The 15795-nt window shown below is 51.7% G+C and carries 14 protein-coding genes; 9 read left to right on the forward strand and 5 right to left on the reverse strand.

Going from position 1 to position 15795, the window contains the following annotated elements; genetic code table 11:
• Positions 1-8: 8 nt before the first annotated feature.
• The 5 genes from B5F83_RS08680 to B5F83_RS08700 are packed head-to-tail and all read left to right on the forward strand — an operon-like array spanning position 9 to position 4916.
• A complete protein-coding gene (locus tag B5F83_RS08680) occupies positions 9-1139 on the forward strand; it encodes a hypothetical protein (RefSeq protein ID WP_087279822.1) in 1131 nt (376 codons plus the stop codon).
• Positions 1140-1144: 5 nt separating this feature from the next.
• Positions 1145-2314 carry a regulatory iron-sulfur-containing complex subunit RicT gene (gene ricT, locus B5F83_RS08685; RefSeq protein WP_087279819.1) on the forward strand — a complete coding sequence of 390 codons (1170 nt, stop codon included), beginning with the start codon at positions 1145-1147 and terminating at the stop codon, positions 2312-2314.
• Entirely contained in the window at positions 2283-2765 is a 483-nt protein-coding gene (locus B5F83_RS08690; protein WP_143822513.1) for a hypothetical protein, read from the forward strand. Before ricT ends, B5F83_RS08690 begins: the two co-directional genes overlap by 32 nt.
• Positions 2735-3502 (forward strand): tRNA (guanosine(46)-N7)-methyltransferase TrmB, encoded by a 768-nt coding sequence (gene trmB / locus B5F83_RS08695; RefSeq protein WP_239383849.1) that lies wholly within the window; start codon positions 2735-2737, stop codon positions 3500-3502. The genes B5F83_RS08690 and trmB overlap by 31 nt, the downstream gene beginning before the upstream one ends.
• 13 nt (positions 3503-3515) lie before the next feature.
• Positions 3516-4916, forward strand: a complete 1401-nt coding sequence (locus tag B5F83_RS08700; protein ID WP_087279809.1) for a C1 family peptidase — start codon at positions 3516-3518, stop codon at positions 4914-4916.
• 38 nt (positions 4917-4954) lie between these two features.
• On the opposite strand, the gene B5F83_RS08705 is transcribed toward B5F83_RS08700, so the two are convergent.
• Together B5F83_RS08705 and B5F83_RS08710 are read right to left on the reverse strand one after the other, a co-directional pair.
• The gene (locus tag B5F83_RS08705) at positions 4955-6856 is read right to left on the reverse strand and encodes a U32 family peptidase (RefSeq protein WP_158094203.1); all 1902 of its coding nucleotides are present in this window, start codon (positions 6854-6856) and stop codon (positions 4955-4957) included.
• Positions 6857-6874: 18 nt separating this feature from the next.
• Complete coding sequence (locus tag B5F83_RS08710) at positions 6875-7816, reverse strand: tetratricopeptide repeat protein (RefSeq protein WP_087279804.1); 942 nt, start codon at positions 7814-7816, stop codon at positions 6875-6877.
• Between the two features lie 210 nt (positions 7817-8026).
• Here B5F83_RS08710 and B5F83_RS08715 point away from each other — a divergent pair, with 210 nt between their 5' ends.
• Both B5F83_RS08715 and B5F83_RS08720 read left to right on the forward strand, forming a co-directional pair.
• Positions 8027-10603, forward strand: a complete 2577-nt coding sequence (locus B5F83_RS08715) for a hypothetical protein (RefSeq protein ID WP_087279801.1) — start codon at positions 8027-8029, stop codon at positions 10601-10603.
• Between the two features lies 1 nt (position 10604).
• Entirely contained in the window at positions 10605-11189 is a 585-nt protein-coding gene (locus tag B5F83_RS08720) for a DUF3109 family protein (RefSeq protein ID WP_239383850.1), read from the forward strand.
• Here the strand turns inward: B5F83_RS08720 and B5F83_RS08725 are convergent.
• A complete protein-coding gene (locus B5F83_RS08725; RefSeq protein ID WP_087279797.1) occupies positions 11181-11675 on the reverse strand; it encodes a hypothetical protein in 495 nt (164 codons plus the stop codon). The two genes, B5F83_RS08720 and B5F83_RS08725, sit on opposite strands and share 9 nt — an antisense overlap.
• Before the next feature lie 84 nt (positions 11676-11759).
• Here B5F83_RS08725 and B5F83_RS08730 point away from each other — a divergent pair, with 84 nt between their 5' ends.
• Both B5F83_RS08730 and hemW read left to right on the forward strand, forming a co-directional pair.
• Positions 11760-12623 (forward strand): hypothetical protein, encoded by an 864-nt coding sequence (locus B5F83_RS08730; RefSeq protein WP_087279794.1) that lies wholly within the window; start codon positions 11760-11762, stop codon positions 12621-12623.
• A gap of 11 nt (positions 12624-12634) precedes the next feature.
• On the forward strand, positions 12635-13744 hold the full coding sequence (gene hemW / locus B5F83_RS08735; RefSeq protein ID WP_087279791.1) for a radical SAM family heme chaperone HemW: 1110 nt from the start codon (positions 12635-12637) through the stop codon (positions 13742-13744).
• 89 nt (positions 13745-13833) lie between these two features.
• On the opposite strand, the gene B5F83_RS08740 is transcribed toward hemW, so the two are convergent.
• Positions 13834-14319, reverse strand: a complete 486-nt coding sequence (locus tag B5F83_RS08740) for a DUF456 domain-containing protein (protein WP_158094204.1) — start codon at positions 14317-14319, stop codon at positions 13834-13836.
• Positions 14320-14327: 8 nt separating this feature from the next.
• Positions 14328-15749: an aminopeptidase P family protein gene (locus tag B5F83_RS08745; RefSeq protein ID WP_087279785.1), complete on the reverse strand. Its 1422-nt coding sequence runs from the start codon at positions 15747-15749 to the stop codon at positions 14328-14330.
• Positions 15750-15795 lie beyond the last annotated feature (46 nt).

Below are 15795 nucleotides of genomic sequence, written 5' to 3' on the forward strand. Positions count from 1 at the left end.
ATTGACGGATGAGATTTGCAGATGTGATAGCAGATGGTGGAATAAAGGCCAGGTTGTCCGAAATGGCCGACAGCGGCATGCTCGGACATGCCCTGATGCTCCATGAAGACGAGGGAGGCGGGGCACTTGCCCTTACCGTAGCCCTTGCCCAATATCTGCTCTGCAAGGACCATAAGGACGGGGATTCCTGCGGGACGTGCAATACGTGCAGCCGGGTGGAGCGCCTGATATATCCTGACCTTCATTTCGTTTTCCCCGTCAATTCGGGGACAAAGCGCGGGACAGACAAAAAACCGACCTCGGATACGTATATGGCCGAGTGGAGGGCTCTGTATGCGGCCAATCCATATTTTTCCGAGCAACAGCTTTACAATGCCCTCGGAATCGAAAACAAGTCCGGAGTAATAGCTGTGGCCGAGTCCAGGAAAATCATAGAAAAACTGACTCTGACCGCATTGGAGGGCTATTATAAGATAATGGTGGTCTGGCTTCCCGAAAGGATGAATGCCGAGGCGGCCAACAAGCTTCTGAAAATTCTTGAAGAGCCATATAACGGTACTCTGTTCGTGCTGATTACCCATGCTCCGGAAAAGGTCATGACTACGATAGCCTCGCGCTGCCGTTGCCTTCGCGTTCCTCCGATGGATACCGGGGAGCTGGCGCGGATATTGGCCGGACGTAACGGCATATCTTCCGAAGAGGCCCTTTCCATTGCCAGGATGGCGGCCGGAAGTTACGGGAAAGCCTGTGACATACTGTACGGACAGACCGATGTTTCCGAATACCTTGATATAATGCGCGCCCTTTTCGATTCGGCGCTTTCCAAAGATCTTTATGGCGTGCTGGAGGCGGGGGAACGGGCTGCCGCCCTGGGCGGGAGGGAGAAGCAGAAGGCTTTCTGTACGGCCATGTCCTCGTATGTAAGGAACCTTTTCCTTGTTTGCAACGGTATGGAAGCCATAGCCGATGCCGACTCTTCCACGATGGATTATTTTCTCAGGATATCGAAAAGGGTGAAGACGGATTTCTTCGACAGGATATTGCCCCGGATTGACAGGGCATATATGCTGATTGACAGAAATGTAAGTGCCAAGACAATATTTTGCGACCTGTCCGACAGGTTTTATGTTTATATGTGATTTTTATGGAGAACAGAGAAGTCGAAAGTAAAAGATATGATTGCTCGCGCGGGTGCGTGGTAGAGAGGGACAGGGAAGGCAGCCTGGTGTGCACCTACCGCCCCGGGTGTTGCAAGCTCGAAGTGTACGACTGGCTTTCGGGCATACACGAGGAGCAGAACGAAGAGTTTTTCGAAGTAAGGTTTAAAAACACCCGTAAAGGGATATACAGGAATGCTTCGGGCCAGTCCTTGAAGACGGGGGACCTGGTGATAGTCGAGGCGGCAAACGGCCATGACCTCGGTATAATAACTCTGGAAGGCCCGATTATCGTGAAACAGATGGTGTCTCGGCGCATCAATCCCGAAACTTACGAGTTTAAGAAGATTTACCGGCGTGCCAAGGTTTTCGATATAGAAAAATGGCAGGAAGCCATAGCGAGGGAGCATGGTGTCATGATACGTGCAAGGCAGATTGCCGCCGATTTGCAGTTGGATATGAAAATCGGGGATGTCGAATTCCAGGGAGACGGTACCAAAGCGATATTCTACTACATAGCGGATGCCCGCGTGGATTTCAGGCAACTAATCAAGGTCTTTGCGGAAGAGTTCCGTATAAGGATAGAAATGAAGCAGATAGGTGCCCGTCAGGAAGCCGGGCTCATCGGTGGGATAGGTGTTTGCGGAAGGGAATTGTGCTGTTCGAATTATATTTCCAACTTCAAATCCATAACCACCCAGACAGCCCGTTGCCAGGATTTGTCACTGAATCCGCAGAAGCTAGCCGGACAGTGCGGAAAACTCAAATGCTGCCTCAATTACGAGGCTCCCGTATATTCCGATGCCCTGACACGCATACCGCGGGTGACCCAGCCTCTTGAACTTGAGGACGGACAGGCTTTCCTGATAAAGACGGATATCCTCGGAGAGACGATGTGGTTCTCTTACGACAGTTCGTCTCTCGCAAACCTCATCCCTGTTCCTGCCTCCAAGGTCGCGGAATATATAAAGATGAACAGGAAGGGTATCAAGCCGGAATCGTTGTTCTCCCATGCCGAGACCAAGGAAGAGGAGACAGGTTTCATTACTGCCGTAGGCGATGACAGCATCACACGTTTCGACGAGGCCAAAAGGAAGAGGAAGAAGAAACGCAAACCGAGGAAAGATGCCAAGGACAATAACCCTAAGCAGCGGTAGATTGCTGGCCGCGGTGCTGTTCTGTGCGGCAGCGGTTTTTCCGGTCTCCTGCAATACCGGGAAAGAGAGTTATTTTTTCGACCTCACTGACGGGGCGGACGATTCCACTTATGTGTTTTCTTTCGGCATGAAAGGTTTTCCGTCCGTCTACGATGTGTCTTTCTACACGCGGCTGGAGGGAAAGAATATGGATTTTTACAATTCGCCGGCGGTATCGATGGATATTCTGCTCGTTTCCCCGTCGGAAAAGGATTACCGTGAACATTTCGTTTTTGTCCCCGGAGATGTGCGCAATGCCTATTCCGGCATACGGGATATCTCCATTCCGTACAGGGAAGGGGTTTCCGTAGACGAGCCGGGGGAATGGAAGATGACGGTCACAGTGGACAGGCCGGACGCTTACATGGCGGGGCTGGGCCTGTGTCTGAAAGAACGGGAGGAGGAGAGATGAGCGGAAAGGACAAATTGAGAAAATTCAGGGAAAACGAGACTTTCCCATGCCTGGTGCAGCCGGCTACGGAAGAGGTCCTCGGCCGTGATTATCATTTGAAAGGCAGGTGGGGGGAGGAGTTTTTCCACAATTCCAATCCTATAGTTATGGAACTCGGTTGCGGAAAAGGCGAATATACCGTCGGACTTGCACTGAAGAATCCTCAGGTGAATTATATCGGGATGGACATAAAGGGCGCCCGCCTTTGGAAAGGGGCCAAGTACGTTACGGAGCATTCTTTGCCAAATGCGGGATTCGTCCGCACGCGCATAGAGTTCATAGACTCGGTTTTCGCTCAGGGAGAGATATCGGAGATATGGATAACTTTTGCCGACCCGCAGATTAACAAGGAGCGCAGAAGACTGACTTCCCCGCTGTTTCTCGAACGTTACAGGAAAATCATGCCTCCCGGAGGCATCGTCCACTTGAAGACGGACAGCGAATACCTGTATTCGTATACGAAGGCCCTCGTTGCGCATAACGGGCTTCCGGTGGTTGCAGATATCGGGGACCTGTATTCCCATGGAGAGCCGGACGGCGAACTTTCGATAAAAACATTTTACGAGTCGCATTATCTCAGGCTGGGAGTGCCGATCAATTATCTGGCCTTCCGTCTGGAAGGCGGTGTCCCGCTATGTTCTCCTCCCGACTGGGACGGGAGCGATGCGGCTGCAAGGCATGTCAGAATAAAATTTTAATAGTTTTTGAGTTATGAATAAAATCTTTTCGTTTTTTGTTTTGTCCGCCCTCGTATTTTCGGGCGGGATGGCTTATGCGCAGAACGGGAATGGCGGGATTACTCCCGAAATGCTTTCACGCATAAGCGAAGGTTATTCAGGAACCCCTGAGCAGAAGGCTGTCAGGAACGCGCTTGCTTCCAATCCGCTGTCGGCCGTGGCTGTAAATGCCGAGAATCTGGCAATGATGGACACCCATTTTTCGGATGTTGTCAAGACAGAAGGAATCACCGACCAGAAAAGTTCCGGCAGATGCTGGCTCTTTACCGGTCTGAACGTACTGAGGGCCAAAATGATAGAAAAATACGACCTCGGGGATTTCTACCTGTCGCAGAACTATCTGTTTTTTTATGACCAGTTGGAAAAATCAAACCTTTTCCTTCAGGCGATAATAGATACCCGCAACCTTCCTTGGGATGACAGGACAGTCGACTGGCTGCTCAGAAACCCGCTCAGCGACGGAGGTCAGTTTACGGGAGTAAGCAACCTGATTATGAAATACGGCATGGTGCCGGCAGAAGTGATGCCGGAGACGTATTCCGCCAACAATACTTCGCAGATGGCAGGCCTCATCAAGCGCAAGCTCCGTGAGTATGCCTTGGAAATCCGTGAAAATGCCGGAATGAAGGAGAAGGCTTTGGGTAACCGCAAGGAAGAAATGCTTTCGGAAATATACCGCATGCTCGTGTATTTTCTCGGGGAACCTCCTGTTTCATTCGAGTGGTCCATGTGGGATAGAAATGGCAATCTATTGAGTACCAAAGAGTATACACCTAAGTCGTTCTATGACGAATATATCGGGGAAGACCTTGAGGACAATTATATCATGGTGATGAACGACCCTTCCCGCGAATATGGAAAGGTGTATGAGATAGAGTACGACCGCCATGTCTATGACGGACATAACTGGCTGTTTGTCAATCTGCCGATAGAGAAGATAAAGGAAATGGCCATAGCTTCCATCAAAGGCGGATGCGCGATGTATTTCTCCTGCGATGTCGGAAAATTCCTCGATTCCCGCCGCGGAACACTCAATCTCGACAACTATGATTATTCTTCCCTTCTCGGGACCGATTTCGGGATGGACAAGGCCGAGAGGATACGCACATACGATTCGGGAAGTACGCATGCCATGACACTCATCGCCGTAGACATAGATGAAAACGGCAATCCGGTAAAATGGATGGTGGAAAACAGCTGGGGCCCGGCAGCCGGTTATCAGGGCAAGCTCATCATGACCGACGAGTGGTTCGACGAATACATGTTCAGAGTAGTGGTCGAGAAGCAGTTCGTGCCGGAGGATGTCATGGAGATGATGAAGCAGCAGCCAATAAAACTGCCGCCTTGGGATCCTATGTTTGTTCCTGAGATGTAATAAGCTGTTCTAAGTCCTTTTCCGGGGGAGTCCCCGGTTCAGGAAGTCACAATCATTTCACAGCGGGTGCAGTCGAAGCTCAGGCGGAGTCTGCGCCCGTTGTTTGTAAGAAAGAGGTCTCCTGTGATATCTGACGGGAGTTTTCCTCCGTGTTTTGGGCATATTCCGAGTTCCCTTTTTATGCAATACCGGGTTCTCATTAGTTCCGCTCCGTCCCTGTGGGTGATTTCGTAAGCCGGTTCGGGCCTGTGCCCCCATGCCTTTCCGTATATGCCGGCGGCCACGGCATTGGAGCAATTGGCCTTGTATTCCATGCCGGCCGCGTATTCCGGGGTGCTCTCCGGATATGCGGGCGCCTGTGTGGATATTCCCCGGCCCTGGTCTTCCGGTGTCCGGGATGTTTCAAGGGAAAGTTTTTCGGCAAGGGCCCTTCTGATGGAGTTTATCGATGATGCCGGTACGAACGGCATATCGCCGGCGCATGCCAGATTTTCGAGGCTGAAACTGTAAATCCCCGAAGTCTTGCGGATTTGCTTGCGGAAATTTTCTTCCATGAGGCTGCGGTTAGCGGCTTTCCCGTATTCCCCTTCCAGTACTGTTGTCGCCGTTTGGCCGTTCTCGCACAGAGCCGTGGCGGTGATTCCGTATTTTCCGTTTTCTTCCGTGCCTCCGCAGGGGCCTCCGGTTATCCTTATCGACGTTTTTACTTTCAAAAGCCTTGGAGGACAATTGTTTTCAATCTCTTTCTCGAAAACGGTGTCGTAGTTCCTGTATATCTCGGTCCCCTTGCGAAGTCCTTCCGTGTATTTTGCGGTTACGAGGTTGCCCTGGCAGACATCAGCCCTGAAACCGGTAACTCCGGATGTTCCGATGAAGCAAAGCCCGTCCCCGTTATGCAGAGGCGTTTTGCCGGCGATGCGTACCTGCATGGAATCTCCCTTCCTCGCGACACTTTCCGCTTTTCCGATTCTTTCTCCGATTGCGGTAGCGTTGTCCATGGAATTCCAGTTGCGGTCCGTTCCCTTGTTCCCCCTGCCCCAGTCCAATGCGAGTTCGGTGTAGCCCCGGTTGAACGTCTTGTCCAGATCGGGGATGAAGCCTCCGGAGACCTTTCCGAAAGACTGCCTGCGGAACCCTTCGTGTGATGATATCATCCTGTCGAGGGCTTCGCTGTAGGCTTTGACAGTATTCCTGACGTAGGATATGTTTTTCAGGCGGCCTTCTATCTTGAAGGATGTGATTCCTGCATCGGCGAGGTCTTCCAGCCTGTCTATCAGCGACAGGTCTTTCAGTGACAGCAGGGCCTTGTCCTTTACTATGATTCTGCCCGTGCTGTCTGTCAGGTCGTACCTTGAGCGGCAGGCCTGGATGCATTCGCCCCTGTTTGCGCTCCTGCCGGCAAGGTGTTCGGAAAGGTAGCAGTTGCCGCTGTAACATACGCAGAGCGCTCCGTGTACGAAAAACTCCAGGTCGGCGGATACGGCCTTGCGTATGGCCCTGATTTCCTCAAGGCTCAGCTCCCTTTCAAGTATGAGACGGCGCAGGCCCATGCTTTCCAGCCATCTGGCCTGCTCCGGAGTCCTTATCGCGCATTGTGTCGAGGCGAAAAGCGGGGGAAAATCCTTCCTTCCGGAAAAATGTGCCGGGATTGCCATGTCCTGTATGATGAAGGCATCGCACCCGGCCTCCCTGCATTGTTCCATAAGGGAGAATGCCTCCTGCAATTCATTGTCGTAAAGTATGGTGTTTACGGTGACGTATACCCTTGCCCCGAATTTATGCGCATGTCTGCATGCAGCCTCGATGTCCTCGACCCCGTTGCCTGCATTCGCCCTGGCCCCGAAGGCCGGCCCGGCCATGTAAACGGCATCGGCACCGCAGTCTATGGCCGCGATGCCGATTTCCTTGTTTCTTGCAGGTGCAAGGAGTTCGAGTTCCACTTGCATCTCAAAAATCCCCTATGCGCACTTGAGCTCGTTTTTCACCATGTGCGTAGCATATTCGCCAAGCTGAGGGTCATCCATGATCATCTTGAAGTAAGTGCATGCCATGTCTTTGTTGCCCATGCTGTTGTACGCCGTGGCGATATAATAGTACATCTGGTTCTTGTTCTTTGCGTTAGGCTGCAATGCCAGATAATTTTCAAAACCGGAAATGGCTTTTTCATACTGTCCGAGTTGCAGTGCCGCTACTCCGATGAGCTGCTGTGCATTGTAATTGTCTTCGTAAGATGCTGAAAGTTCGGCGTTTTCGATTACTCCGGCCCAGTTTTTCGCTTTCTGGTGTTTTACAGCTTCGAGAAGGTAGAGGGTGGACAGCTGCTTGTTCGCTTCTTTGGTCTGGCCAAGCTCTCCGGCTTTAAGGAGGGCATCTACGGCAGCTTCGTTATTGTTGGCTCCCCTGTATGCCAATCCCATCCTCAGCCATGCCGTGGCATTGTCAGGCTGTACTTCTATTACGGCCTTATAAGCTTCTGCCGCTTCGGTATACTGTTTTGAATTAAGCAGTCTGCCGGCGTTCTGCAACAGTATCTGTGGAAGGAGTTCGTTCGCTTCCTGTATGGTTTCGGTCTCGCCGTACTGGCCTGCAAGGGCGATGGTCTTTTCGATTTCAGCCACGGCCATGTCGGTATTCTGTGCTTCTACATAATCCTTTGCTATCTGGAGGTGCAGCTTTGGAATGATGTCCTTGCAATTGCTTATAAGCTCCGTTGCTTCCGGCCCTATGGTCTCTCCCATAGTGAGAGCCTGTTCGAAATAATTCAATGCGCCTTTGTTGTCACCGGTACCGAGCATTGTGGTTCCTGTGTTGTAAAGGTCGATTGCTTCTTCCATTGTCTGCGCCGAAGCTATGCCGGCGGAAAACAGTGCCGCAAAGGCAAGGATAATGATTTTCTTCATCTTCAATAATTTTACTGTCAATTTTCTAAGTTAATGATTAATATGAACGAAATGCAAAATGCAATCCTGCAAATTTCGTGAAAAAATATAAATGCGCAAAAAATATTTTGAAAAATCCCGAAAAATTTGTCTCGGAGGAGTTTCGGCCGTGTCCTCCTTTCCCGTAAAGACAAAAAACAGTATATTTGCCGTCCAATTTGAACGTAAGAGATGGCAAGAATAATACTTTTAATAATCAGCATTATATCCTCGCTGGCCCTTTCAGTCGCGGTTGCTCCTGCGGCAGGAGCGCAAAGGCATTCGGGAGGGCCGGAAACGCTGCCCGATGCTCCCAATCTCAGAAAGGGCGTGCTCGGCAACGGGCTTACCTATTATATAATCACGGACAATTCGGATGCGGGCATGGCCGACTTCATCCTGGTTCAGAAACCGTTCGTCCCTTCAGTCAATCCGGGCGGGCGGCATGGAAGTGTCTTTGCCACCGGGCTTTATTCGTTTCCGGGAAACCTCGGCCCGGCTTTCCTTGCCCGTGCCGGGGCCCCGGTCGGGACTTCGTCGTTCTTTACGGAAGACAGGGATGCCTGCATTTACAGGATAACCGACATGCCCGTAACAGGGATGGCCGAAGCGGATTCGGTGATACTGATGCTTGTAAATATCGCTTCGCGTGATGAGGACCTTCCTCTTTCGCGGCAGGCCCTGATAGTTTCGGGCGACGTGGACCCCGACAGGGTGGAAGAACATGTCTCCCTGCTGGCCATGCACGAGCCTTTACGGAAAACGGACGGCAGTAGGAAAACTGGTGGCAGTACAGGCCGTGGGGCAGGGCGGCCGGAGATGTCCGGTACCGTGCGGATTGAAGATTCCGGGAATTTTTCGGTCGTGACGGTATCGTATCCGCTCAGGCCGTTGCCGGAAAAACTCAGGAATACCGTGATTGTCCCGATTAGCGGACGTATGAACCTGTACATCTCGGAGGCCATCGACCGGAGATTGTCCCTCGCGGCCGAATCCTACGGGCTGAATCTGTTGTGGCACAGTGTATCCGTCCGGGAAAGCGGCCCTGGTTCCGTGCTCGGCATCGGGCTCGGACTGGCTTCTTCCGATACGTGCATTGTTAAGGATATGCTGAAGGCAGTGATGGAGACCGTGGAATCGGAGGGCTTTTCGATGGAAGAATACCGTATGGCCGACCGGGCGTTTTCCGGCGGTACTCTCGGCGTTAGCGCCCGGAATCTCCGGAAAGAGCTGGCCGACAGGGCCGTGAGCAACTTCATATACGGTACGTCCCTGGCTTCTTCCGTTCAGGAGAGGGACTATCTTCTTGCGAGACCTTTGTCCGACACCCTCGGTCTGGACTACCTTAACCGTTACGCATCGGCAATTTTCAAGAGCGGTTGCGCCCGGAGGGACTCCCTTCCGGAAGCCCCGGCGGTCATGAATGATCCCTTTACGGCGGATACGGCCCTTTTGCCTGCTGTCCCGCAAAGGATATCCGCAAGGCTTGTCCGCACCGAGCATCTGACCGGAGCATCCGTCCTTCCGTTTTCAAACGGGCTGAAAGTCTATTATAAGGAAGACCCGGAAGCGGAAGCCGTGTCCTTCTCAATATTTTACAAAGGAGGGTATTCCGAAGATACAGGCATCTCTCCGGGAGCCGGAGCCTTTTATTCCGACATTATGAAACTCGATTCGGTCTCCGGAATGGATTACAGGCGGTTCGAAAGGTTGCTCGAATGCTATGGAATCACTCTCGAATGCGATTTCGCACTGAATCATCTGACTGTTTCGGGAAAATGCCCCGTAACATCGCTGGACGTGTTGTGGAGGGGACTGAACGCTTTTATCAACGAGCGCACTGCCGATTCCGCGGCCTTTGCGGATTATGTGGCCCGGGAGCGCATGCTTTTGCAGTACGGTGACGGTTCCGAATGCAGGGAAATCGCCGATACCATGGACTTCCTTCTGCACCCGTTCTCCGAGTTTTCATCCAGGAAAAGGCTTTCGGCCCTGGATAGTCTCGATTATGCCTCCATACGGGATTTCATATCGGAAAAACTGGACCGGACCGGCAATGCGGTCTTCGCTTTCGTTTCGCCGTTGTCCGTTGAGGGATTCAAGGATGTTTGCCGTGAAAATGCCGGTTGGTTCGAGAAGAAAAAGGCCGTCCGCAACAGGAATTATAGGGATAATCTGAATGTCCTGACGGGGCAGGTTACGTCAAAACTGTCTTTCGGCGGTCATGGGGCGGATGCCGAAGGCGGCGGGAATGGCATTTTGAGGTACGATGCGGTTTACGCCGTTCCTTGCGAGTACGACTCCCGGGATTTTTATACCGCCCGGATAGCTGCCCTTATTATGAAAACGGCGATGGACGGGTCCCTTGCGGCATACGGCACTTCTTCCCGTTCCGGACTGAGGTTCGGATTGCCTCCGGACAGATGCTGTTACCTGTCGTTCTCGGTCGTCCTGCCTGATGACGTGAATGTGTCCGAGGTGGCTTTCGATATGGCCACGGCCATGAAAAAGGCTTCCTGTTTTTCGGACTCGTCATTCGAGAGGGCGAAACGGATTGTCCTGAACGAGGTCCGTTCGCATTATTCGGAGCCAGGCTCCTGGGCTGGACTCATAAGGGAAAGGTATGTTTTCAATAAGAATGTGTTTTCCGGTTACGAGGAAAGAATATCCGGAATCGCTCCCGAAGATGTCGCTGATTTCATCAGGAAATCGCTCGCGGGAGGGTGTGTGGAAGTGTTTTCTGAAATTCCTTTAAAAGACTGTGAATGAGATGGATGACCATAGGATAATTTGCATAGACGACGTGCTGGTTTCGTCTGAAATAATCGAGGAATATTTTTCATGCGATTACGATAAGTGCCGCGGGGCCTGTTGCATAATAGGGGACAGCGGGGCGCCGCTGGAGGCTTCGGAAGCGGAGGCCCTTGAAAAACATTACGGCGATTATTCGGATCTTATGCAGCCTGAGGGGCGTGAGATTGTCGGGAAAACAGGTTTTTTCACAATCGATGAGGACGGGGACATGGTGACTCCGCTCATCGGGGATTCGGAGGAATGCGTTTTTACCCATTTCGCCCCTGACGGCACCTGCTTCTGTTCTCCGGAACGCCGCTGGTGCGAAGGGAAATGCGCTTTCCGCAAGCCCGTGTCCTGCTGGCTTTACCCCATCAGGGTCACTGTCCTTTCGAATGGCATGAAGGCTCTGAACCTGCACCGCTGGCATATATGCGCCGATGCGTTTGAAAAGGGCCGTCGGGAAGGGGTAAAGGTATACCAATTCCTCCGGGAACCTTTGGAGGAGGTCTTCGGAAAGGATTTTTATCAGGCTCTTTGCGAGGCGGAAAAATTACTCTGAAAGGCTGGCGGAATCTTTTTCTTCCTTCTTGTTTTTCAGGAGCGTGTCTATGTCGTAGATGACCCTTATAAGGTTTCTCCGGTGTCCTTCGAGCAGCATTACGCCTCCCGTGACTTCGACGGTAATCCTGTCTTCGTACATCCGCAGGAATCTTGCCGCCCCTCCGTCAGATATGAAGGTAATCATGTTCCCCATGTCGTTTTCGACTTTGAACCTCCTTTCTTTCATTACCGAAATCAGGTCCGGTTTAAGTTCATCCCATCCGCAGTCGAAGCTGATGCTCCTTTTCTGGTAGCCTATGGCGGGATATATGGCAGAAAGGACGGCGAAGATTCCCAACATCATGTAGATGGAACGCTTGCCCTGTATGAACAGGGTGTCTATGTCGAACGAGCCTCCTTGCAGCAATACCAGCAATACTATCAGAATCGCGGCGAGGACAATAATGTATACGAAGTATTTCAGCGCTCTTAAAAAATATCTCATACAATAAAATTTAAAACGGTTTGCAATAGCGTGCAAAGTTATAAATTTTTTCTACTTTTGTTGTCAGAACGTAAATTATGGGTTATGGAGAACAACAATTTGAAGAAAATCATGTATGCTCTTATCGTCGTGGCGGTGATACTCGCCGGTGTCCTCGCTTACGTATGGATAGAGCGCAACGGGCTTGTGAACGACCTCAAGCTCGAAAAGGACCAGCTGACGGCGGAGATGATTCAGCTGCAAAACGATTATGCCAACCTTACATCTGATTACGATACCCTGAACGTCCAGTTGGACGTGGAGCGCGAAAAAGTCGAGCAGCTGATTGTGCGTATTCAGGAGACCGATGCTACCAACCGTGCGAAAATGAGGCAGTACGAGAAGGAACTCGGGACCTTGCGTTCCATCATGAAGCATTACATATATCAGATAGACTCGCTCAACACCCTCAATATCGAGCTCAGGGCCGATGCGGCGAAGGCCCGCGAAGAGGCGGCCGAGAGCCAGCGGAAGTATGAGGAGGTTGTCAAGGTTACTGAAGACCTTACTTCCAAAGTGGAGCAGGGGCAGGTTGTCAAAGGCCGCGGAATAGTTCTGGAAGGCCTTAACAAATCCGGTTCGGTCACTAACAGGAGCAGCCGTGTCGTAAAACTCCGCACTTCATTGAGCCTTGTCGAGAACGAGATTGCCGAAAAAGGCTGGAGGCGTGTTTATGTCAGGGTGAAGGATCCTGACGGGGTGCTGTTGGTGGAAAATGTGGACCAGCAGTTCGACTTCAACGGTACGCCTCTTTACTATTCGTCGTCCCGCGAGGTGGATTACAACGGCGAGGAACTTGACATTATAATTTATTTCAGCGGAGAGACAGAGTACCGCAAAGGAGTGTATACGGTGGAGGTCTATACCGATGAGGCCCTTCTCGGCTCGGCGGACATGCTTCTGAAATAGCATGACGGATTATGGCAGGCATATATGTCCATATACCATTCTGCCGGAGTTTTTGCATTTATTGTGACTTTTATTCGGAACTCTTCTCCCGCAAGGGTTCCGAATCTTTTTTTAAATCGTTTTCGGAAGAATGTGCCCTGCGCTCATCATGGGCGGCTTCTTCGGGCGGAATCGACACTTTGTATTTCGGCGGAGGGACCCCTTCACTTCTCACGTTGGAAATGCTCGGAAGGATGATGGTCTGCCTTGCGGACAATTTCGACCTGTCGGGGCTTGTGGAGACTACGATAGAGGTCAATCCGGATGATGTCTGCTCGAATCCCCGTGATTGGCTGGACGGACTGAAAGGCCTGGGCTTCAACCGTGTCAGTATGGGAGTGCAGTCTTTCGATGACGGGATTCTGAAATGGATGAACCGCCGGCACGATTCGAGAGAGGCTGTCCGGGCTTATTCTTTGTTGAGGGATGCCGGGTTTGACAATATAAGCGTGGACTTGATTTTCGGTTTTGCCGGGCTGGATGATGATATTTGGATGGATACCCTTGCGAAGACGGCCGCACTTCCCGGAGGGGGTCCCGAGCATGTGTCGGCCTATTGCATGTCGCTTGAACCCGGCAGTACGCTGACGGGGCTGTACCGTGAAGGGAAATATGCCGGAATGGATGATGATGCGGCGGCCGGCCAGTATTCCATGTTGCAGAAAGCCCTTGCGGAAGCCGGATACGTGCAGTACGAGGTTTCCAATTTTGCCAGGCCGGGGAAGTATTCGAGGCACAATTCTTCTTATTGGAAAGGTGTACCTTACCTGGGGCTCGGGCCTTCGGCGCATTCGCTTTCCATAACCCCCGACGGCCGCAGGATGCGCTCCTGGAACAGCCCCGATTTGGCCTCGTATGTCGCCGGCAACAGCCTCGGCGGCTATGAACTGCTTACTCCGGAAGAAGAGGAGGAGGAGAGGATAATGCTCGGGCTGAGATGCGTTTCCGGGGCGAGGCTTGAAAAAAGCAAGGCGGCCCCTCTCGTGAATGACGGACTGCTTGTCGGACTTCCGGACGGATTTTACCGGATTCCCGACGACAAACTTTTTATTTCAGAATATATAATAGAAAAACTGCTGTGATGAAAATTTTTCACATATAATATCATTTCCTTTCGGCCGTACTGTCCCTGCCGGTACGCGCTGCGTGAAGGATTTTTGAGGTAATGGGATTATAGGTAGATGATTATATAGACGAGAATCGCAATTGAAACCATGAGTTTCAGTCCGGTTCCGACCATAGTCCCCAAAAATGTACCAAAAGCCGCTGACACGCATCGTGAAAGCGGCTTTTCGGTATAATGCGCTTCTGCGACGAGGGCTCCGAGGAATGTTCCGAGAAGCATTCCTATCGGAGTGAAGATTATCCCTATCAGCAGTCCGGCCATGGCGCCGCGGGCGGCTGCATCCGAGCCTCCTGTGGCTTTTGTCAGTTTTGCCGGAATGATGTAATCGAGAACGGTCACGGCAAGTGTAAGTGCAAGCATGACAAGCAGCAGTGTCAGGGACATTTCATCCCCTTTGCCGTTCGTACCGCCCCAGAAATAGAGGAGCAGCAGTCCGAGCCAGCTTAACGGAGGGCCGGGAATGGCAGGGAGTATGCATCCAGCAATCCCGGCCACTCCGAATATTACCGCTATTATGCTTGCGATTATCATCCTGCGGATTATTTTCCGGACATTTCCCGTTCGACGTCTTCGACGGTGTGAGGAAGCCTTTTGCTTCCGAGGGTCCTGCATCCGTTTTCGGTAATGAGCAGGTCGTCTTCGATTCTGATTCCTCCGAAGCCGTAATATTCCTTTTCAAGGAGGCTGAAGTTTATGAATCCGGCGTTCGTCCCGGCGGCTTTCCAGTTTTCAATCAGGGCCGGGATGAAATATATTCCCGGTTCGTCCGTTATCACATGTCCCGGTTTCAGCCTTCTTGCCATCCTGAGCGAGCCGAGTCCGAGCTGAGGCGAGCGTTTCTGGTCATCATCGTAGCCGACAAGGTCTTCCCCGAGGTCTTCCATGTCATGGACATCGAGTCCCATGTTGTGCCCGAGCCCGTGCGGTTGGAACAGCCCCATGACCCCTTTCTCGACCATTTCGTCAAGGTCTCCCTTCACGATTCCGACGGACGAGAGTCCTTCGAGCATGAGCCTTGCGGTGGCGAGGTGGACGTCTTTATAGGTTATCCCCGGGCGTGCCATTTCAATGGCGAGATTGTTCGCATTGGAGACTATCGTATAGATTTCCTTCTGTTTTTCGGTGAATTTTCCCGATGCCGGAAGTGTCCTTGTGAAATCGGATGCGTAGTGCGTATTGCTTTCCGCCCCTGCATCGATTACGAAAAGACGGCCTTCGGTAAGGTATTGGTGGTGGGTGTGGTTGTGCAGGGTTTCGCCGTTCTGTGACAGTATGATGGCGAAAGAAGGGCCCCAGCCCTTGGATACCGTTATGCCTTCCATCAGCCCTACGAGTTCCTGTTCCTTCATACCGAGCCTTGCGTTCTTCATAGCCGCATAATGCATCTCGTAACCTATGTCGCAGGCCTTGTCGATTTCTTCTATTTCGCAGGCTTCCTTGATGAGTCTCAGGGATATGACGGCCTTTGTCAGTTCAACGGAGGACAGTCCGGCGAGCATCTTCCGCGTGTCGTTCCCGTTTCTGGAGCATGGAACTCCTATCAGTTCCGACAGCAGAAGCATGTTGTAATACCTGTATGGCGGGAGGAAGTGTACCTTGCGCCCTTTGGCAACGGCTTCCCCTACGACTTTGAACAGGTCGGCGAAAGGCCGGCTTTCGTTGATACCGATGCGCTCCGCCTTCGAAGCCACTGTAGGCTGCGGCCCCATCCAGATGATATCGTCTATGCTGACATCGTTCCCGAAAATCATTTCTTCTCCCGAGTCGAAGTCTATTACGGCAGCAAAATCAGGTTCGTCTATTCCGAAAAAATACAGGAACGAGCTGTCCTGACGGAATCTGTACTGGTTGGACAGATAGTTTTCGGGGGCTTCGGAATTTCCAGGGAAGACGGCTATGCCTCCGCTGATCTTTTTCTTCAGCGCTTCGCGGCGGGCTTTGTATACTTCTTTTTCAAACATGGTACTGTTTTTTTATTTTAATATTGTTTTTTGATTTTAATTTCTA

The sequence above is a fragment of the Muribaculum sp. An289 genome (assembly GCF_002159555.1).
GTDB classification, from domain to species: domain Bacteria; phylum Bacteroidota; class Bacteroidia; order Bacteroidales; family UBA932; genus Merdivivens; species Merdivivens faecigallinarum.

What these genes read in the sequence shown, in the direction of transcription:
- B5F83_RS08680 (WP_087279822.1), top strand. Translation starts at nt 9, where the DNA reads ATGAGATTTGCAGATGTGATAGCAGATGGTGGAATAAAGGCCAGGTTG.
- B5F83_RS08745 (WP_087279785.1), bottom strand. Translation starts at nt 15,749, where the DNA reads ATGTTTGAAAAAGAAGTATACAAAGCCCGCCGCGAAGCGCTGAAGAAA.
- B5F83_RS08690 (WP_143822513.1), top strand. Translation starts at nt 2,283, where the DNA reads ATGCCAAGGACAATAACCCTAAGCAGCGGTAGATTGCTGGCCGCGGTG.
- B5F83_RS08740 (WP_158094204.1), bottom strand. Translation starts at nt 14,319, where the DNA reads ATGATAATCGCAAGCATAATAGCGGTAATATTCGGAGTGGCCGGGATT.
- B5F83_RS08720 (WP_239383850.1), top strand. Translation starts at nt 10,605, where the DNA reads ATGGATGACCATAGGATAATTTGCATAGACGACGTGCTGGTTTCGTCT.
- B5F83_RS08700 (WP_087279809.1), top strand. Translation starts at nt 3,516, where the DNA reads ATGAATAAAATCTTTTCGTTTTTTGTTTTGTCCGCCCTCGTATTTTCG.
- B5F83_RS08715 (WP_087279801.1), top strand. Translation starts at nt 8,027, where the DNA reads ATGGCAAGAATAATACTTTTAATAATCAGCATTATATCCTCGCTGGCC.
- ricT (WP_087279819.1), top strand. Translation starts at nt 1,145, where the DNA reads ATGGAGAACAGAGAAGTCGAAAGTAAAAGATATGATTGCTCGCGCGGG.
- B5F83_RS08710 (WP_087279804.1), bottom strand. Translation starts at nt 7,816, where the DNA reads ATGAAGAAAATCATTATCCTTGCCTTTGCGGCACTGTTTTCCGCCGGC.
- hemW (WP_087279791.1), top strand. Translation starts at nt 12,635, where the DNA reads ATGGCAGGCATATATGTCCATATACCATTCTGCCGGAGTTTTTGCATT.
- B5F83_RS08725 (WP_087279797.1), bottom strand. Translation starts at nt 11,675, where the DNA reads ATGAGATATTTTTTAAGAGCGCTGAAATACTTCGTATACATTATTGTC.
- B5F83_RS08730 (WP_087279794.1), top strand. Translation starts at nt 11,760, where the DNA reads ATGGAGAACAACAATTTGAAGAAAATCATGTATGCTCTTATCGTCGTG.